The organism is Enterococcus sp. E4-223 (genome assembly GCF_035727065.1).
GTDB classification, from domain to species: Bacteria; Bacillota; Bacilli; order Lactobacillales; family Enterococcaceae; genus Enterococcus_B; species Enterococcus_B faecium.
Genome location: NZ_JAPMLH010000001.1, coordinates 356235 through 372386 on the forward strand (window position 1 = coordinate 356235; position 16152 = coordinate 372386).

The following is a 16152-nucleotide window of genomic DNA, read 5'->3' on the forward strand; positions in this document are numbered from 1 at the left end:
TTAATCGAACGGTTTACTTTTATATAAAGAAAGCCAAAAAGAGGTGCGACACTAGTTGTGTCACACCTCTTTTTTATTTACCTAATCTAATGAAACGTTCCAAGTTTTGATAAGTATTTTTTTTAACTTCTTCAACTGATAGCTCTTTGATCTCAGCGATTGTCTTTAATTGTTCTTCAAGCAGTGAGACATAATCTTTTTCTGAAAAAATCCCCCCTAAAGCCCACTCTGCTGCATGTAGTCCATCCGTTTCAATAAGTAAGTGGTCGATTGGGACTGCTTTAGCTAGTTGCCAGACTGCTGGATTCTTTTTCAAATCAAGACCAATGCTGAAATAACAGCCTAAATCAATATAGTCTTGTTGATAGTCCAAAGAAGAATACCAATGGATCAAATAGTGATTAGGGTAAGCTTGGATATAATTTAAGATCTCTTTTTCGCATCCTTTTGTGTGCAGTACAACAGGTTTCTCATTTATGGCTGCAAAAGCAAGCTGTCGCTCAAATACTTTTTTTTGTGTAGTCATCGGTACATTCGTCCAAATATTATCTAACCCTATTTCACCGATGATCATTGCTTTTTTCAAAAAAGGCTCAACTTGTTCAAACGTATAGCTATCTGCTTTCCAAGGATGGATACCGTAACTTAAGGCTTGAGTCTTACTTGCTGCAAGCTGTCTGTTTTCCTTCCATTCTTCTGGCGAATCACAATTGATGATCGTCAAAATCGTGTGTTCCTGCTGAAGGAGTGCTAAACTCTGGCTCCCATCTAAATGACAATGAGCATCACTTAACATCTAATTCACCTGCCAATAACTGATAAATCGTTTGCTTTAACTCTGATTGCTGCAGTAGCCATTCACGTGACCGTCGTTTTTCAGGCACTTGAATCTCAGCAATCACATGTGCCGGACGGGCGGAAAGCACAAGAATCCTGTCTGATAAATAAATTGCTTCTTCGATATCATGCGTCACAAGTAAAGTAGTCCGCTTTGCTTTTTTAGGCAGCTTCAACATCCAGTCTTGCATCTGCCCTCTGGTCATAGCATCTAACGCTCCAAATGGTTCATCAAGAAGCAAGTAAGAAGAAGGATTCATGATTGTTCGTAACAAGGCCGTTCGCTGCTTCATCCCGCCAGATAATTGTTCCGGCAAAAAATGTTCATAGCCGTTTAACCCAAAGATATCCAGATAATCCCTTACTTGTTCTTCATTGATTGTTAGATGATTGATTTTTTGATATAACGTAACGTTTTGATAGACGCTTAGCCAAGGAAGTAACATATCTTCTTGCGGCATATAACTAAATGCTGTATGGAGACCAGTTACTTTTTGATCGTCTACTTTGATCGTTCCAGAAGTCATAGGCTGGACTCCTGTTAAAGTTTTCAGCAATGTTGACTTACCGGCTCCGCTTGGCGCGACAATCGATGTAAAGGTATCTTTAGGGATAGTGAAATGGATGTCTTCTAATATTTTCAGGTTTTCAATGACTACATTCAAGTGGCTGATTTGGATTGACATATCTATCACTCCTATTTTATAAACTGATTAGTGAATAGTTCTTGCGAAGGTACATCTTGCTTGATCAATCCGTTTTCCTGCATAAAAGCTGTATAATTGCGCCAAACTTTTTCTTCCATCAATCCCCAATTCTCAGGATCATCCGTATAATTTTTTGACAAGAATGCTTGTGATTCTTCTAAAAACGTCCGATCATTTTCTTTTGCATATTTTTGCAACAGTTTAGCACTGTCATTTGGATCCTTAATAGCTTCCTGATAGCCTTTTTTCGTGGCATCCATAAAAGACTGTACCAATTCTGGATCACTTTTGATCAGTTGATCATTCGTAATAATTACCGGAGTATAGTAATCTAACCGTTCATCTAATTCTTTCAATGGGATATAGTTTAGTTCAATACCCGCTTCTTTTGCTTTGATCATATCCCAACCTTCAAAGTACCATTGGATATCTGAGGATTTTCCTAAGCTTTCTGGCCCTTCTCCATTGCTTCCTACCATTGTCAGTTTTGAAAAGTCCCCGCCGTCTTTTTCCATCACAGCTTTTAAGACAGCTTCTTCACTTGGACTTTGCCAACCTGCATATGTTTTTCCTTCAAAATCTTTTGGTGAATGGATGTTACTGTCTGATAGGGTGGCGAATCCAGAAGTATTATGTTTGATCACTGTAGCAATTGCTTTGACTGGTATATTCTGTCCATCTGCGTGAGCATAAGTGACATCTTCTTGATAACTTACACCAAATTGTGCTTTGTCCGCACCTACTAGACCAATACTTGTCGAATTATCTCCTGGTTCGATGATTTGGACATTTAAACCAGCCTCTTTATAATAGCCTTTTTCTTTTGCTAGGTAGATGCCAGTATGATTAGTATTCGGTACATAATCCAAAACAAGTGTCACTTTTTTCAAATCCTTTATTTCTTGTTTGCTACTTGTTTCTTTTGCAGTGCCACAAGCGGATAAAAGCAACAGTAGCGGTAATAAAAGCCATAATTTTTTCATTTGATCCCCTTCTCTTAAAAAATATAAAGCATACGATAATACCCTTTTTTCAATAATGAACAAGCGCCATTCAGCAATAAACTCAATAGAATGACACAAATGATCGCAGCAAAAACTTTATCGATCTGGTAGCTGTTTTTTACGCGTATCATGTAATACCCTAAGCCTGCTTGAGCGCTTAGCCATTCTCCAACGACTGCTCCGCTGACACAATAAGTAGCAGCTACTTTTAAACCGGAAAAGAAGCCGGATAAACCCGCTGGTATTTTATATATTCGATAAATCTTCCCTGTATCTGCCCCCATCGTTTTCAAAAAGATGATTTGCTCTTTTGATACTTTCCTCAATGTATCCGAAAAAGAAACTACGATCGGAAAATAGCTTATCAAGACAACAAGGATCACTTTTGGAAGCATACCGAAACCAAACCATAGGGTAAGTAATGGCCCTAACACCATGATTGGCAACATTTGTGAAATCACTAGTAACGGATAAAAAGACATTTCTAAAAACTTCCAATAATCCATTGCCAAGGCAGTAATAAAAGAAAGAACGCTAGCTATTACCAAACCAAGCACTGCTTCATTTAATGTCGTGACAGAATGGGAAAGTAATACTTGTGCATCTGACGCTAATGCAGAAAATACAGCAGCAGGTTCGGGTAAAATAAAGGCAGGTATTTTCCAAACTATGACAACAATCTGCCAAATAATTAAAATGAATGCCATACTGACTGCTGGATAAAGATTTTTCTTCATTTTGTTACCTCCTTTCTTCTAATATGAATAACAAAAAACGCTTGAAATGGGCACGACATAGTAACCCGCTTCAAGCGTCTGCTATGTTTCTCCCTTCACCAGTATTAACTGACAGGTTCAATGGGTCTAAGTTCACAACTTACTCTCATGTCGTCTACGACATCCCCAGAAACAGGTATTCATTTTTTAAAGTGTAGCACAAGAAGGAAAAAGCAACAAGCGCTTTAGTTATCATGCTGATTATTTCAATAAATAGGAGAGATCACTTGCCAATGTCGGATACCCCATGATATAGCTATCCAACTCTTTTTTAGTCAATTTTTGATTGATGACTAGTGTCAAATCATCGATCAATTCGTCTGCTTGCTCGCTAATCACTGCAGCACCAATCAAATAATTTTGCTGGTCAAAGGTCAATTCAGCCTTAGCAACTGGTTCATTGACACGATGATAGGTGAACCAACTGGTAAGATCCATCTCTACCACTTGATCTGACGAAGAGGCGTGACTTTTTGTAACTCCTACTTCAGCAAGTTTAGGACTGGCGTAGACGATCGTAGGTATAATCGGATATTTGATAGGTTCGCTTGTTGCATCCGTTATCCGCTTAGCTACATAATTTCCTTCAAAAGTGGCGACTGGTGTCAATTTGGGGGTTTTCCTTGAAACAATATCTCCACACGCAAAAATTTTTGGATTGCTCGTTTGCAGATAATCATTGACTGCAATTCCGTGTTTATCAAAGACGACATTCGCTTGTTCAAGTGCTAAAGATTCTGTATTCGGCTGTCTCCCAGTCGCACAAAAAATCATATCTGCTACTAATTCCGTCTCTTTTCCGACTAAACGATAGCGAGTACCTTCTGAAATGATCTTTTGGGTTTCAACACCAAAAGCAAACTGAATGCCAGATGCTTCCATTTGATGGACGGCTTCCTCTACCAAAGACGCCTCAAATTCTTTTAATGGCCGTTGATTATGATGGACAATGGTTACTTTGCTCCCTGCAGCATTGGCAATCGTAGCTAGCTCAAAAGCAATATAACCACCACCGATAAAAATGATTTCTTTAGGCAGTACAGGCAATGATAAAAAGTCTGCACTAGTTTTCAAGTATTCCTTTCCCTCCACTGGTAAGATCGTAGGTCTTTGCCCGGTTGCCAAAACAAAGTAATCCGCATGGAAGACTTCTTCGTTGACTTCAATAGATGAATCATCCAAAAAACGAGCGGTTCCTGAAAGATGATCGATTTCAGCTTCTGCTAATTGTTTTTTTCGGCTTTCTGGGACTGGATCCGTAAATGTTCGTTTGAATTTTTGAAGTTCTTCCCAGTTGGCAGTTGGGATCTCGTTAAAACCTTTTCCACTCAATTGTTTTACCCGATTACGTGCCTCTACTGCACTTAACAAGACTTTTTTAGGATCACATCCACGGTTAGGACAAGTCCCGCCCCATAGATCTTCTTCGACCACTAGTACTGTTTTACCTGCTTCTTTCAATCCATAAGCAGCACTTAAGCCACTCACACCTGAACCGATGACGATTGCATCATATGTTTTCATTTCCTTCCTCCTCTCGACTTAAAAAAGCAAAGATTTCTTTACTTGTCAGCGACCCAATACTTCTTTGCTTTTCTACTATCACAATGCTTGGATACACCGAAAGAAGCGAATATACTTCTTTCATAGGCGTATCAAAGCAAACTTGTTGACGAGCATTTTCTGGTATTTCATTTAAGAAATATCCATTGACGACTAAATCTTCTACTCGCCACTCTTTCGTCTGTTTCGGTTCATCAAAGAAATGCCGAACGTAGTCGTTTTTAGGATTCATCAATAACTGCTCTGGTGTGTCACATTGGATAATTTCTCCATCCTTCATAAATGCAATACGATCACCTAGCTTGATTGCTTCTTCCATATTGTGCGTAACGAAAACAATGGTCGTGCCCAATTCTTCGTGTAAGGACAAAACCAATTCTTGTAATGAGTTTCTTGAAATCGGATCTAATGCGCTAAATGGCTCGTCCATCAAAATCACATCTGGGCTTGCAGCAATAGCTCGGATGATCCCGATCCGTTGCTGTTCTCCTCCAGACAACTCTCTAGGCATACGATCTCGATAAATATCAGGAGATAAGCCAACTTTTTGAAGAAGTTCATCTACACGGTCTGCTCTTTTCTGCTTTTCCCAACCTAACATTTCAGGGATGACTTCAATATTTTGCTTGACTGTCATGGTCGGGAACAAAGCGATTTGCTGCAGCACATATCCCATATTCCACCGCATTTTCTGCAGATTATATTCATTTAACGATTTTCCTTTGAAGTAGATGTCTCCTGCTGATGGTTTAGATAATCCATTGATCATTTTCAAAGTAGTTGTTTTTCCACTACCGGAAGGACCAACCAAAACAAAGATTTCTCCTTTTTTGATTGCCAGATTTAGGTCATCGATGACATACTTTCCATCATACTTTTTTTGCACATGTTTGAACTCGATTAATTTAGTCACTGATCTTCCTCCTTTACTAATCCTTCATTTTTCAGGAAGATTCGTGCTACTTCTGTCGGCTTTTTCTTTTCGACATTGACTTGGTAATTCATATCAATCATTTGATCCTCTGTTATTTTTCCGCTTAATTTATTCAGTGCTTTAACGATTTCAGGATGTTCTTTAGCAAAATCTTTTTTCATCAGCGGTGCGCCTTGATAAGCTGGGAATAACCCTCGATCATCTTCTAGAGTCACTAGATCGTACTCCTTGAGCTGGCTATCTGTGGAATAGGCATCCACAATATTGACATCTCCAGTATTGATTGCTTGGTAACGCAAACTTGGCTCCATGCTTTGTACACTTGAAAAATTCAAGCCATATGCTTCTTGGATTCCTTTATATCCATCTGAACGATCAATAAATTCCAGTGTGAATCCCGCTTTGATCTGATCAGAGATAGCTGCCAAATCGGAAATCTTTTTAAGTTGATGTTCGTTCGCAAAAGATCTCTTGACTGCCAAGGCATACGTATTTTGGTAAGCCATTGGTTTTAATAATGTCATATCGAATTGCTTATTCAATAATTCTTCTGCTTCGTCATATGTTTTTTCTTTTGTCAAATCAGCACTTTTCATTGCTTCAGGTACCTTCACCAAGCTTTCTAGGACAGTCCCTGTGAATTCAGGATAGATATCGATTTGACCTTGATCCAGTGCATTGAACAAAAAACTCGTCTTGCCAAAATTCGGTTTTAATTCAACTTCTGTTTTTGTGTTGTCTTCAATCAATTCTTTATACATTTGGATCAGGATTTCAGGTTCCGCTCCTAATTTTCCAGCAATCGTGATGGTTTCATTTTTAAACAAGGCAGACTGATATAAAGAAACGCCGCCAAATAAACACACCACTGCTGCTAAAGTAATGATGGAATATCGAGGTTTCTTATGCTGCAACCAGCGAATCAGTCCGCTGAATATAATGGCAAGCAAAGCAGAACTGATCGCACCAATCAATGTCAAAACAGGTGTATTTCGGTCAATACCTAACAAAATAAATGTCCCTAATCCACCTGCTCCGATCAATGCTGCCAAAGTAGCCGTACCGATGATTAAAACTAAGGCAGTTCGGATACCTGAGATAATGACAGGTAATGCGATGGGAAGCTCTACTTTCAGCAAGCGTCTCATTCTGGACATACCAAATGCTACCGCTGCTTCTTCAATAGACGGGTCAATTTCAGCTAGACCAATATACGTGTTTTGGAAAATCGGAAGCAAAGCGTAAATAACAAGTGCAATCAATGCTGGAACAGTTCCGATCCCTACAAATGGGATAAGTAAACCTAATAAGGCAAGTGAAGGAATCGTTTGGAGCACACCCGTGATCTGCAATAAGACTTCTGCCATTTTTTTATGATTGGCTGCCCAAATCGCTAAAGGAATAGCAATCAGTGCTGCAATCAGCAAAGAAATGAGAGAAATGGACAGATGTTGAAATGCAGCTTCCAGCAACTCGCCTTTTCTTTCACTTAATGTTTGTATAAAATTATTCATGCGACCTTCCTTTCTGTTATTCTTTAAGTATAAACATTTCTTTCCTTTTTCCCAACTAACTTGTCTTGCCTTAACCTTACAGCACGAACAAAAAAAAGGAAAAAATACCTCTAAATATGCGGACAAAAAAAGAATCCAAACAACAAAGTCGGATCAACTTTTTGGTTCTCGTTTTTTCACTACGAATACCATAAAAATCTATACGAAATTGTCACTTGGAATCAGCTATATCTTTTTTACACACACAACTTTTATTTTAATAAAAAGAAACAGCCAATAAAGTAGAAATCTCGTGGGGGAGAACACCTTTATTGGCCTGTTCAACGAATATTATACTGTATCATGACACTTTTTTGCCAAAAATGTAAAAAACGGTTGTTTTGACATCATAAACGTCTTGTTTTCTTATTTTTACTTATATCACCACTTTATTTTCTATCTCTTTCACTCCATAAAGCGGAATGAGTTCTTCTTTTGACTGATAATAAACAGCTTTCTCACGGTTCTTCATCAAAAAAAGAAAGATGTCTTTCATAGCAAGTGGTGCTTTGCCGTGTTCAAATAAAAAGATAAATTGATTTGCTTTATTTATCTGGACCATTGTCACAGGCACCAGTTTTTGTTCTTGAGCCAAAAAAACTCCTTGATACTCTGTTTTTTTGGGTGATTTTGTAAGAATTGTCAATAAGTCTGCTGCTCGCATTTTTCCACTCCTTATTTGATAAATAAAAAGAAACAGCCAAAAATAATTTTTTTTCATTTTCCTCTTGAAGTAAGAGTATAAGTCAGTATAATAAAGAAGTTGCTGAAAATTTTCAAAAGAAAAGAGGCTAGAAATGAAAAAATTAAATTTATTTACAGAATTGTGCGGAATCATTTTAGGCGCAGGAATCTACGGATTAGCTGTGACAGGAATCAATATTCCATCTAAGCTGGCAGATGGTGGGGTTACTGGTATTGCTTTGCTCTTGCATAATCTTTTTGGATTCGCTCCTTCTGTCACTTCACTGCTTTTTAATTTACCTTTATTGCTTATCTCATTGTTTCTTTTTGGAAAACACGCTTTTCTCCGGACGATCGTTGGAACATTTGCGCTAGTTTTCTTTTTACATTTATGGGAGAGCCTTCATATACATTTTGCTGTAGATAGTCTACTGATCAATAGTTTGATGACAGGTATTCTTTCTGGCATTGGTTGCGGTCTCGTCTTTCGATTCGGCGGAAGCACAGGCGGAACAGATATCATTTATCAAGCCATTGAAAAATATTTTCATATTAAGATTGGCAAAAGTCTTTTCTTGATTACTTTTGGTATTTTAGTTGTCTCCTTGCTTTATTTGGATCTCACACATTTTCTGTATACATTACTTAGCTGTTCTATTCTATCTTATACATTGAATAAAGTGAAGTATCTGGAAATTGGATCTGTTTTGCCCCAATTGGAAGCAAAACAGACTACAGAAACATTTGAACCACTTGATCCTCTTGAACAGTTAGAGCACTAATTCTTATTTTTCACCACTTTATTTAATTTACAGAAATATCATTATGTAAACCAAAATGATATTATTCAGTAAAATCTTCTTTATAAAAAAATAAAAAATAAACTATTTTTGCAAACGATCTGCGAAAATAGTTTGTTTTTTTATTTTGCCATTATTTTCTTACTTATTGGGAGAAAAAATTCGCTTAAACTCAAAAAAATCTGAGGATACGATATAAACTTTCGGATAGAGTATAAAATAAGGAAACGCCGCAGCGTTTCCTTTCCAACTGTAGCCGAATATAAATTTGTATATCACTTATTTAAAATAGCTATTTTCTCCCAAAGAGTTTCCTTGATCATCGATCAATCCTTGTAATGAGCGTTCTAAGATACCATGGCTTTTTTTCGATTTTTTTTCTTCTGACTGCTTTGTTTCCTCTAACGTTTTTGTTCGATTGAATGTTCGTACAGACGGCTCACCATTTCTTTTTTCTTGATACGGCGTCGGTTCTGTATCGAACAACAGATAAGAGTCATCCGTTTTTTTCATCGATTCGATTAAATGATCCTCAGAAATTTTGCTTTCTCTAGGGTCTGGGATAATCGATGCGGGTACATATTTAGGAACAAAATAAGAACGCTCCCGCACCTTCGTGTCAACAGATGCGTTTCGTGTAGTATGCTTGGACTCTGTCCTTGTTTCACTTTGTCTGACAGAACGAGAGGAATCACCAAAAAGTTTTTTTCGTCCTGTCGATGTGATTTCTGATTGGTAATGGCCGGTATAATCCGGTAATTTTCCTTTATGCTTTTCCAAATTTTCCTTACGCGGAGCTGACTTCAATCCATTTGTTGCACGACGCTTGCGACGGATTTTCTCGGTGTTCGTGTTCGTGAAATGAAATTCTTTCATCTGCTCAAACGGGGACTGATTCTGTTCAGTCAAAAGATCTTCTTGTCCGTCAAATAATACTCGCTTCTTGTCGTTGGTTAATTTTACGCCTAACTCATCATCGTACGCAGGAAAACGGAAATGTTTTCGTCTGATTTCTTTCATTCAAACCATCCTTCTCAAAAATGGAACTTTTCTCAATAATAGCACAGATTCATTGTTTTCAGTAGCAATGCGCTGATTATTTTAAGAAAATAGCGATGAATTTCATAAATATATATATAGTAATAAGACTTAATTCGTTGTCTCTCTGATAACTAGTTCAGGAAAAAAACGACGATAACCTTGACTCGCCCCTTTTTCTTCTATTTTTTTTAACAACATTTCTCCACATACTTCACCCATACGTATAATATCTTGCTTGATCGTTGTCAATTTAGGTGAACTGATTTGGTCTAAAAATACCCCATCAAATCCAATCACACCAAATTCTTCGGGCAAGTGTCCTCCAGCATTTATAATCCCTCTTACTGCTCCTAGTGCTAGCCGATCTGAACTACATACAAAACAAGTTTTATCTGTAAAATCTGCCCAGTTTTCTGTCATATATCTTTCTACTTCTGTCGAATGATTTGGAAACCGCAAGATTTTACTAGGAAGATCAACTTCCTTCATCACAGATAAATAACCAGTTTCCCTTGAAATTTCAAAAGGCTCGTCCACTTCGATACCGATATAAATAATCGTTTGATAATCTCTTTCTAAGGCATATTGCGTTGCTTTTGCTGTACCATATTCATTATCGCTGTCTACATAATCATATCCTTCAGAATTTTCCCCAAACAAGACAACTGGTTTTTCCAAACGGTCGATCCAATCGAAGTCTTTTTTTCTGACACCTGTGATGATGTACCCATCACAAGAACCGACGTCGAAGGCATCATTTGTAACTAATTGGAGAGAATAATGCGCTTTACCGATCCGTTTAGCGATTCCCATCAGCAAATTCATGTAATAGGGCTCAGTTGTGTCGATTTCTTCCAGTATAAATAATTTGATGATCTGCGACCGATTCGTGACAAGTGCTTTTGCAGCAATATTTGGACGGTAATCCAGTTCAGCCATTGCTGAGAAAACTAACTCTTTCAATTCGTCAGTCACCTGTTCCGGATGATTGATGACTCGAGAGACCGTCATTTTTGAAACATTGGCACGTTTTGCAACATCTGCTAAAGTGGGCATGCTCTCTTCCTTTCTAACATGTTGTCATTCTTACTATCAATTATACCAAATTTTCCTAACAGAGTTTATTATAGACCAAAATAAAAAACGGAAAATCCTCTATCGTCATGAGTGATTTTCCGTTTCAATTATTTATACTTTTTTATCAAATTTTTTGCTAAAAAAGTGGAAGCTTCTTCCATTAGTGGTATTTGTACCATATGTCGCTGTGTTTTTGAGGAACGAAAAACAATTTCTTTTCCGTAAGACTTATGCCGATTTTTTTCTACAAATCGTTCCGTTTGTATATAAGGGATTTTTTCGTCAGCTTGTCCATGCCAAAAGAACAGAGGACGTCCAGCTAACTTTTCCGGCTGCAATGACAAATCATAGCTCTTAACCCATGAAATCAAATCAAAATAGTCTTTTGGTACGACATAATTATATTCCGATGCGCGCCTTACGATTTCTTTTCCATATTCCAAAGGTGCAGGGGAACCCATCAAACACACGCCCGCTACTATATGAGGATGTTTAGCCAACAAGGCGCATGTTGTCATTCCCCCCATCGAAACCCCGCCAACTGCAAGCTGATCATGTAGAAGACCTCTTTTTTCTAAATGCTTGATAAGTGTGTCAAATTCAAACAGATTTCCGTAGATACTATCCCAAAATGTATAGGATGGAATAGAAGAAACCGGCTGTTTGCGCTCCCCATGATTCATCGCATCTGGCAGGATCACACGAATGCCCTGCTGCGCAATTTTTCTTCCTTGCGTCAAAACTAACTCCTTACTTGTCTGCCATCCGTGATAATAGATGACAACGGGAATACGTTCCTCTCTTAATTCTTTCAGAACAACTTCTAACACTGGAATATGATGGACAGAACGTTTCAATATAATTGGATTCAATTGTTACTCACCTATTTTCATTAAATTTCCTGATCGCCATAGCAACCATGCTCCAACAGTTGTCTGGAACAGGTTCAGTGTACCAAATAATATAAATGCAGGACTGAATGGCTCGGGAAATAAGCACAGAGAACAAAGTCCCACCACTCCTAATGCTAGCGAAAGGAGTGGATAAATAGAAAAATTCAAAAAACTGGCAACGCTACCGAAAATATTACCAATAAACAGTATCAAAAAGAAAAAAACGCTTAAAATTAAACCATCTGTCAGCGACATCTGAAAAACAATGTTCTCTACCTCAATTGGCTGTTGAATCGAATAGACACCTAAGTATATACTGAGAAGGAGACTTAGCACATGGCTGGCACAAAACACACGATTGACCGTTTTCATTTTAATCACCTAACCTATCTTTATAATTCTATTATAATCATTTTATCATTTTTTTGTATGTATAAAGTTTCAATTTTTCTTCACTTACGATTTTTTTTGATATTGTTGTTATATAAATGAAAGGAGTTTTACAAATGATTGATCCAAAAATGTTGGGGATGATCTTCCTCATTAATTTTGCTTATATCACTCTGAACACGTTACGTTTCATGTTGACAATGAAAGGCTATCGACTGATTGCTCCACTTGTCAGTATGGTCGAGATCACGATTTATATCGTCGGCTTATCCCTTGTTTTAGATCGTTTAGATAATCCACTGAATTTATTTGTCTATGCGTTAGGTTACGCAGTAGGTATCAGTGTCGGAATTTTGATTGAAGACAAATTAGCATTAGGATACATCATGGTCACAACGATTTTGCCAGCAAATAGCGCAGAAGATAAAAGTTTGCCGGGTATACTGAGAGAACACGGTTATGGTGTGACACAGACTTCTGCAATGGGGCTGGAAGGTGAGCGGCTAGTTCTCGAAATACTTTCTCCTAGAAAAAGCGAACGTGAACTGTATCGCCTGATCAAAGAAATCGAAGAGCGTGCTTTTATCATTTCTTATGAGCCAAAATATATTTCAGGTGGTTTCTGGACTAAAAAAGTGAGAAAACGACAAGGAAAATAACTCACAAACTTAAAAACTGTCTAATATCTAAATTAAATTTTAAATGTTAGACAGTTTTTATTTATTATTTTGATTAAAAAACATCGACATATACTCATCAATTTGTTATTATACTTTATATACTTATCAATTTAATTTGGAGATATTATGGAAATTCAACGTAGAACCACTAATTTTTTACATTTAGGCTCTTTTTTTGCAACTTTGACGATCTTATTTTTTCTATGTTATGCATACCTTAAGACCTCACATGCGCCTTCTAGTGCATTAGGCTGGTTGCTTTTGGATCATTCTGATATCACAGAAGCCGAAGAAAATCCGTTTTTTTTGATTTTGTCTTCTCTTTGCGGCTTACTGTTTTCTGTTTATTTCGGTGCCTATTTTTTTCATCGACATCCTGGTACGTTAAACGAAGCTTCAAGCGTATTGATTGCATTTAAAACGTTTTCTTTTTTAGCAATTCTTTTTTATTCGTTTAATCACAATACGCTTTTCTTCTTTATCATGAATGGTTTAGTCGTGATTTTATCCATCTTTACTTATTTTATTTTTTCACTCATTTTTAGCCAATTGAAATGTCCACTCTTCTTTCGATTAGTTCCTGTCACCTGTTTTATTTACAGCTTGTTTTCCTTTTTTGTCCTTGCTTTAATGCCACTGACCAACCCTTCGACGATCCAAGTCGCAGGAAATCTGTTGGATATGCTCTTCATCGTCAGTCTAGGTGTATTTATGTGGCAAAGAAAAAACAAACAAAATAAAAAGCATTTTGAAGCCTGACTATTACGACTTCATAAATGCTTTTTTAGTTTTAAACACTTCAATCTAAAAGAATAACCCAAGATTGGATAAATTATTAATGATTCGCCATTCGTTTCTTAGTGATTCTTGATCATCATATGGACTTCCTAATCTAATCAGCTAGTTCTTCCCATAAAATGCCATACTTGACTGAATCATAATATTGATTATTTAAAAATCTAACTTTTCTTATCACTACTTCCTTTGTCATTCCACATTTCTCACCATTTTTTTGCATTCCTTTGTTTCCAGACCATGTAGTGAATCCAATAGGTGGTAGATAGGCAAAATACTCAAATAATTCTTTTAACCATAAAGGAAGAGAAAGGCTCCTCCTGCAAGAGTCAGTATAATTTTTGCTTACTGCTCTCTTAGGTTTTACTCACTAAAACTGTTCTATATTCTTTGATATAAGAAAATGCATGCGGTATAAATTTCTTGCTCAGCTCAGAAAAGATTTGTCGTTTAAGAAAGGCCGTTTCCTCCATTGTCAATGAACGATCCAATGTTGGTAATTCAATCTCAAAATTGTTTTTTTCGACAATAGGTAATTCTAATGTGAATGATTCTTCTTCCTTTATAGTATTCGTCACAAGTAGAGACTGATGGAAAATACTAGGCCGGCGATTTTTATATTTATTCTTACGTATCCTGTCAACGATAACTTCTATTTGATCAAAAAAGTACGCTTCATTTACGTCTCCAATAAGTTCGGCTAATTCTTTGAATGCCTTCGTTACAGGAAGCTGATTCTTCTGTACAAAAAAGTAATTAGCCAAAGTAAGCGGGAAGTGTTCTATAGAGGAAAGTGTGATAAAACGGTACTTCTCATTTCCTGCAGTTGTCCTCAACAATTCTGTCTCTTGGCTGTTTCTTACTCCATAAAAATACGCTTCTTTCCGTTCATCTTCGAAACAATACGCCCAAATAACTTCTCCCATCGCTAATTTTTGTTCATCAACAGAGAGTCTCCTCAATTGTTCAGCTATGGTTTCAGCAGCCGAAGTGGCTTGTTGCAAGTAATCTTTAGGATCAAATATTGGAAAGTTCAAATGATATCTTCGTTCTTCCCTCTTGATTAATCCTGCATCGATCAATAGATCGAGAAAATGGGAAAATTTATTTTGCGAAAATTCTTTTTTCAATTCTCTTAGAATCGTTTCTTGTTCTCGATGTTCATATAGATAATCGGTCAATGAAGAAAAAAGCGGATCATCGGTCAGTTTTTGATAAAAGTTTTCCTTATTTTTTGAATAATAATAGTTCATATATGTTCTCTTTTCTATCCGTTTTATTTTACTTAAAAGGCTTTTACGTAAAAAGGAGGAAGAACAAGAGTCATAATTGACTGCTATTCTCCTCCATTTCTTCGGCCTTTAGTATGTTCTATGTTTCTTTTTATATCAATCGCTTATCCATTCATTTTGAATGCTTCATACTACCATTTGATTAGCTAAATACAGCCGTCAATTGAGGTACGACTTGTTTTTTACGTGAAACGACACCTTTAAGCAAAGCACGGTTGTTGGTCAAAGTTGTTTGGAAAGCTTCTTCTACTTTTTCTTTTCCTTTACCAGCAACAAGTAATTCTGAATCACTGTCTAAGATGTTTGTGACAACTAATACGAACAGATCGTAGCCATTTGATTTCATTTCATCTTCCATTGCTGCTTCTAGCTCTGCTTGTCGATCCATCACTTCATTAAGGTCCACTGTATTGACTTGAGCGATACGAACGTTGGAACTGCCCATTGGGAAACTTTTTGCATCCAAATCAAGAAGAACCGCAGCTGATTTATCACTTAGATTTGTTCCTGCTTTCAACATTTCAAGTCCATAAGTGTTTAGATCGACTTCAGCGATTGCTGCAAGTTCTTTTGCAGCTGCTTCATCTTCAGGCGTACATGTTGGTGATTTGAACAACAATGTATCTGAAATGATAGCTGAGAGCATGATTCCTGCGATTTCTTTAGGAATTGTTACTTGGTTTTCTTTATATAGTTTTAAAATAATCGTACTTGTACATCCAACTGGTTCTGCACGATAGTACAATGGATTAGCTGTTTCAAAGTTTGCAATACGATGGTGGTCTACTACAGCTAAAATATTTACTTCGCTGATATCTGAAATACTTTGTTGGAATTCATTATGATCCACAAGCATGACATCTGCATTTTCTGCTTTAGCTGACTCTACTACTCGTGGTGCAGATAGCTGAAAGTGGTCTAATGCGTATTGTGTTTCTTCATTAGGTGTACCTAGAGCAACTGCTTCTGTTTCTTTACCTAATTCATTTTGCAAGTGTGAAAACGCAATGGCTGCCCCGATTGCATCTGTATCTGGATTTTGGTGACCAAAAACTAAAATTTTTGACATGTCATTCGCTCCTTTGTGATTTCTCCTATTTAATAATAGCAAAAAAACGGAAAGAAG

At 37.0% G+C, this 16152-nt stretch carries 18 protein-coding genes and 1 riboswitch; of the genes, 3 read left to right on the forward strand and 15 right to left on the reverse strand.

Annotated elements, in window-relative coordinates; genetic code table 11:
- Positions 1 to 73: 73 nt before the first annotated feature.
- The 8 genes from OS139_RS01790 to OS139_RS01825 form a co-directional block, all read right to left on the reverse strand.
- Positions 74 to 796: a TatD family hydrolase gene (locus OS139_RS01790; RefSeq protein ID WP_002306902.1), complete on the reverse strand. Its 723-nt coding sequence runs from the start codon at positions 794 to 796 to the stop codon at positions 74 to 76.
- The gene (locus OS139_RS01795; protein WP_002297010.1) at positions 786 to 1523 is read right to left on the reverse strand and encodes an ABC transporter ATP-binding protein; all 738 of its coding nucleotides are present in this window, start codon (positions 1521 to 1523) and stop codon (positions 786 to 788) included. Before OS139_RS01795 ends, OS139_RS01790 begins: the two co-directional genes overlap by 11 nt.
- Positions 1524 to 1534: 11 nt before the next feature.
- Positions 1535 to 2527 carry an ABC transporter substrate-binding protein gene (locus OS139_RS01800; protein ID WP_002297008.1) on the reverse strand — a complete coding sequence of 331 codons (993 nt, stop codon included), beginning with the start codon at positions 2525 to 2527 and terminating at the stop codon, positions 1535 to 1537.
- Positions 2528 to 2541: 14 nt separating this feature from the next.
- Positions 2542 to 3285, reverse strand: coding sequence for an ABC transporter permease (locus tag OS139_RS01805; RefSeq protein ID WP_002306905.1), 744 nt, complete (start codon positions 3283 to 3285; stop codon positions 2542 to 2544).
- Between the two features lie 73 nt (positions 3286 to 3358).
- Positions 3359 to 3463, reverse strand: a riboswitch (TPP riboswitch).
- A 62-nt stretch (positions 3464 to 3525) separates the two neighbouring features.
- On the reverse strand, positions 3526 to 4848 hold the full coding sequence (locus OS139_RS01810) for a dihydrolipoyl dehydrogenase family protein (protein ID WP_002301479.1): 1323 nt from the start codon (positions 4846 to 4848) through the stop codon (positions 3526 to 3528).
- The gene (locus OS139_RS01815; RefSeq protein WP_002289763.1) at positions 4835 to 5800 is read right to left on the reverse strand and encodes an ABC transporter ATP-binding protein; all 966 of its coding nucleotides are present in this window, start codon (positions 5798 to 5800) and stop codon (positions 4835 to 4837) included. The genes OS139_RS01810 and OS139_RS01815 overlap by 14 nt, the downstream gene beginning before the upstream one ends.
- Positions 5797 to 7335: an ABC transporter permease/substrate-binding protein gene (locus OS139_RS01820; RefSeq protein WP_002306907.1), complete on the reverse strand. Its 1539-nt coding sequence runs from the start codon at positions 7333 to 7335 to the stop codon at positions 5797 to 5799. The genes OS139_RS01815 and OS139_RS01820 overlap by 4 nt, the downstream gene beginning before the upstream one ends.
- A 415-nt stretch (positions 7336 to 7750) precedes the next feature.
- Entirely contained in the window at positions 7751 to 8038 is a 288-nt protein-coding gene (locus OS139_RS01825; protein WP_002289767.1) for a hypothetical protein, read from the reverse strand.
- A gap of 133 nt (positions 8039 to 8171) precedes the next feature.
- On the opposite strand from OS139_RS01825, the gene OS139_RS01830 reads away from it, so the two are divergent.
- Positions 8172 to 8840 (forward strand): YitT family protein, encoded by a 669-nt coding sequence (locus tag OS139_RS01830; protein WP_002297002.1) that lies wholly within the window; start codon positions 8172 to 8174, stop codon positions 8838 to 8840.
- Between the two features lie 297 nt (positions 8841 to 9137).
- Here the strand turns inward: OS139_RS01830 and OS139_RS01835 are convergent, their stop codons facing one another.
- The 4 genes from OS139_RS01835 to OS139_RS01850 all read right to left on the reverse strand — a co-directional run bounded on the left by OS139_RS01835 (position 9138) and on the right by OS139_RS01850 (position 12241).
- Positions 9138 to 9878 (reverse strand): hypothetical protein, encoded by a 741-nt coding sequence (locus OS139_RS01835; protein ID WP_002289257.1) that lies wholly within the window; start codon positions 9876 to 9878, stop codon positions 9138 to 9140.
- Positions 9879 to 10007: 129 nt separating this feature from the next.
- Positions 10008 to 10955, reverse strand: a complete 948-nt coding sequence (locus OS139_RS01840; protein ID WP_002289258.1) for a LacI family DNA-binding transcriptional regulator — start codon at positions 10953 to 10955, stop codon at positions 10008 to 10010.
- 128 nt (positions 10956 to 11083) lie between these two features.
- The gene (locus tag OS139_RS01845) at positions 11084 to 11848 is read right to left on the reverse strand and encodes an alpha/beta fold hydrolase (protein ID WP_002289259.1); all 765 of its coding nucleotides are present in this window, start codon (positions 11846 to 11848) and stop codon (positions 11084 to 11086) included.
- A 3-nt stretch (positions 11849 to 11851) separates the two neighbouring features.
- A complete protein-coding gene (locus OS139_RS01850; RefSeq protein WP_002297001.1) occupies positions 11852 to 12241 on the reverse strand; it encodes a hypothetical protein in 390 nt (129 codons plus the stop codon).
- Positions 12242 to 12375: 134 nt separating this feature from the next.
- On the opposite strand from OS139_RS01850, the gene OS139_RS01855 reads away from it, so the two are divergent.
- Positions 12376 to 12918 carry a DUF2179 domain-containing protein gene (locus OS139_RS01855; protein ID WP_002289260.1) on the forward strand — a complete coding sequence of 181 codons (543 nt, stop codon included), beginning with the start codon at positions 12376 to 12378 and terminating at the stop codon, positions 12916 to 12918.
- Positions 12919 to 13065: 147 nt separating this feature from the next.
- On the forward strand, positions 13066 to 13698 hold the full coding sequence (locus OS139_RS01860) for a hypothetical protein (protein ID WP_002306909.1): 633 nt from the start codon (positions 13066 to 13068) through the stop codon (positions 13696 to 13698).
- A 133-nt stretch (positions 13699 to 13831) separates the two neighbouring features.
- Here the strand turns inward: OS139_RS01860 and OS139_RS01865 are convergent, their stop codons facing one another.
- From OS139_RS01865 to OS139_RS01875, 3 genes are all read right to left on the reverse strand, one after another.
- The gene (locus OS139_RS01865) at positions 13832 to 13957 is read right to left on the reverse strand and encodes a GNAT family protein (RefSeq protein ID WP_002296999.1); all 126 of its coding nucleotides are present in this window, start codon (positions 13955 to 13957) and stop codon (positions 13832 to 13834) included.
- Positions 13958 to 14090: 133 nt separating this feature from the next.
- Positions 14091 to 14987: a DUF1803 domain-containing protein gene (locus tag OS139_RS01870; protein ID WP_002331848.1), complete on the reverse strand. Its 897-nt coding sequence runs from the start codon at positions 14985 to 14987 to the stop codon at positions 14091 to 14093.
- A 181-nt stretch (positions 14988 to 15168) separates the two neighbouring features.
- Positions 15169 to 16095, reverse strand: a complete 927-nt coding sequence (locus OS139_RS01875) for a manganese-dependent inorganic pyrophosphatase (protein ID WP_002306912.1) — start codon at positions 16093 to 16095, stop codon at positions 15169 to 15171.
- Positions 16096 to 16152: the final 57 nt, after the last annotated feature.

Coding starts and splice junctions, on each gene's coding strand:
- OS139_RS01790 (WP_002306902.1), bottom strand. CDS start 796: ATGTTAAGTGATGCTCATTGTCATTTAGATGGGAGCCAGAGTTTAGCA.
- OS139_RS01830 (WP_002297002.1), top strand. CDS start 8,172: ATGAAAAAATTAAATTTATTTACAGAATTGTGCGGAATCATTTTAGGC.
- OS139_RS01855 (WP_002289260.1), top strand. CDS start 12,376: ATGATTGATCCAAAAATGTTGGGGATGATCTTCCTCATTAATTTTGCT.
- OS139_RS01840 (WP_002289258.1), bottom strand. CDS start 10,955: ATGCCCACTTTAGCAGATGTTGCAAAACGTGCCAATGTTTCAAAAATG.
- OS139_RS01820 (WP_002306907.1), bottom strand. CDS start 7,335: ATGAATAATTTTATACAAACATTAAGTGAAAGAAAAGGCGAGTTGCTG.
- OS139_RS01860 (WP_002306909.1), top strand. CDS start 13,066: ATGGAAATTCAACGTAGAACCACTAATTTTTTACATTTAGGCTCTTTT.
- OS139_RS01865 (WP_002296999.1), bottom strand. CDS start 13,957: ATGCAAAAAAATGGTGAGAAATGTGGAATGACAAAGGAAGTAGTGATA.
- OS139_RS01875 (WP_002306912.1), bottom strand. CDS start 16,095: ATGTCAAAAATTTTAGTTTTTGGTCACCAAAATCCAGATACAGATGCA.
- OS139_RS01825 (WP_002289767.1), bottom strand. CDS start 8,038: ATGCGAGCAGCAGACTTATTGACAATTCTTACAAAATCACCCAAAAAA.
- OS139_RS01870 (WP_002331848.1), bottom strand. CDS start 14,987: ATGAACTATTATTATTCAAAAAATAAGGAAAACTTTTATCAAAAACTG.
- OS139_RS01800 (WP_002297008.1), bottom strand. CDS start 2,527: ATGAAAAAATTATGGCTTTTATTACCGCTACTGTTGCTTTTATCCGCT.
- OS139_RS01810 (WP_002301479.1), bottom strand. CDS start 4,848: ATGAAAACATATGATGCAATCGTCATCGGTTCAGGTGTGAGTGGCTTA.
- OS139_RS01850 (WP_002297001.1), bottom strand. CDS start 12,241: ATGAAAACGGTCAATCGTGTGTTTTGTGCCAGCCATGTGCTAAGTCTC.
- OS139_RS01835 (WP_002289257.1), bottom strand. CDS start 9,878: ATGAAAGAAATCAGACGAAAACATTTCCGTTTTCCTGCGTACGATGAT.
- OS139_RS01805 (WP_002306905.1), bottom strand. CDS start 3,285: ATGAAGAAAAATCTTTATCCAGCAGTCAGTATGGCATTCATTTTAATT.
- OS139_RS01795 (WP_002297010.1), bottom strand. CDS start 1,523: ATGTCAATCCAAATCAGCCACTTGAATGTAGTCATTGAAAACCTGAAA.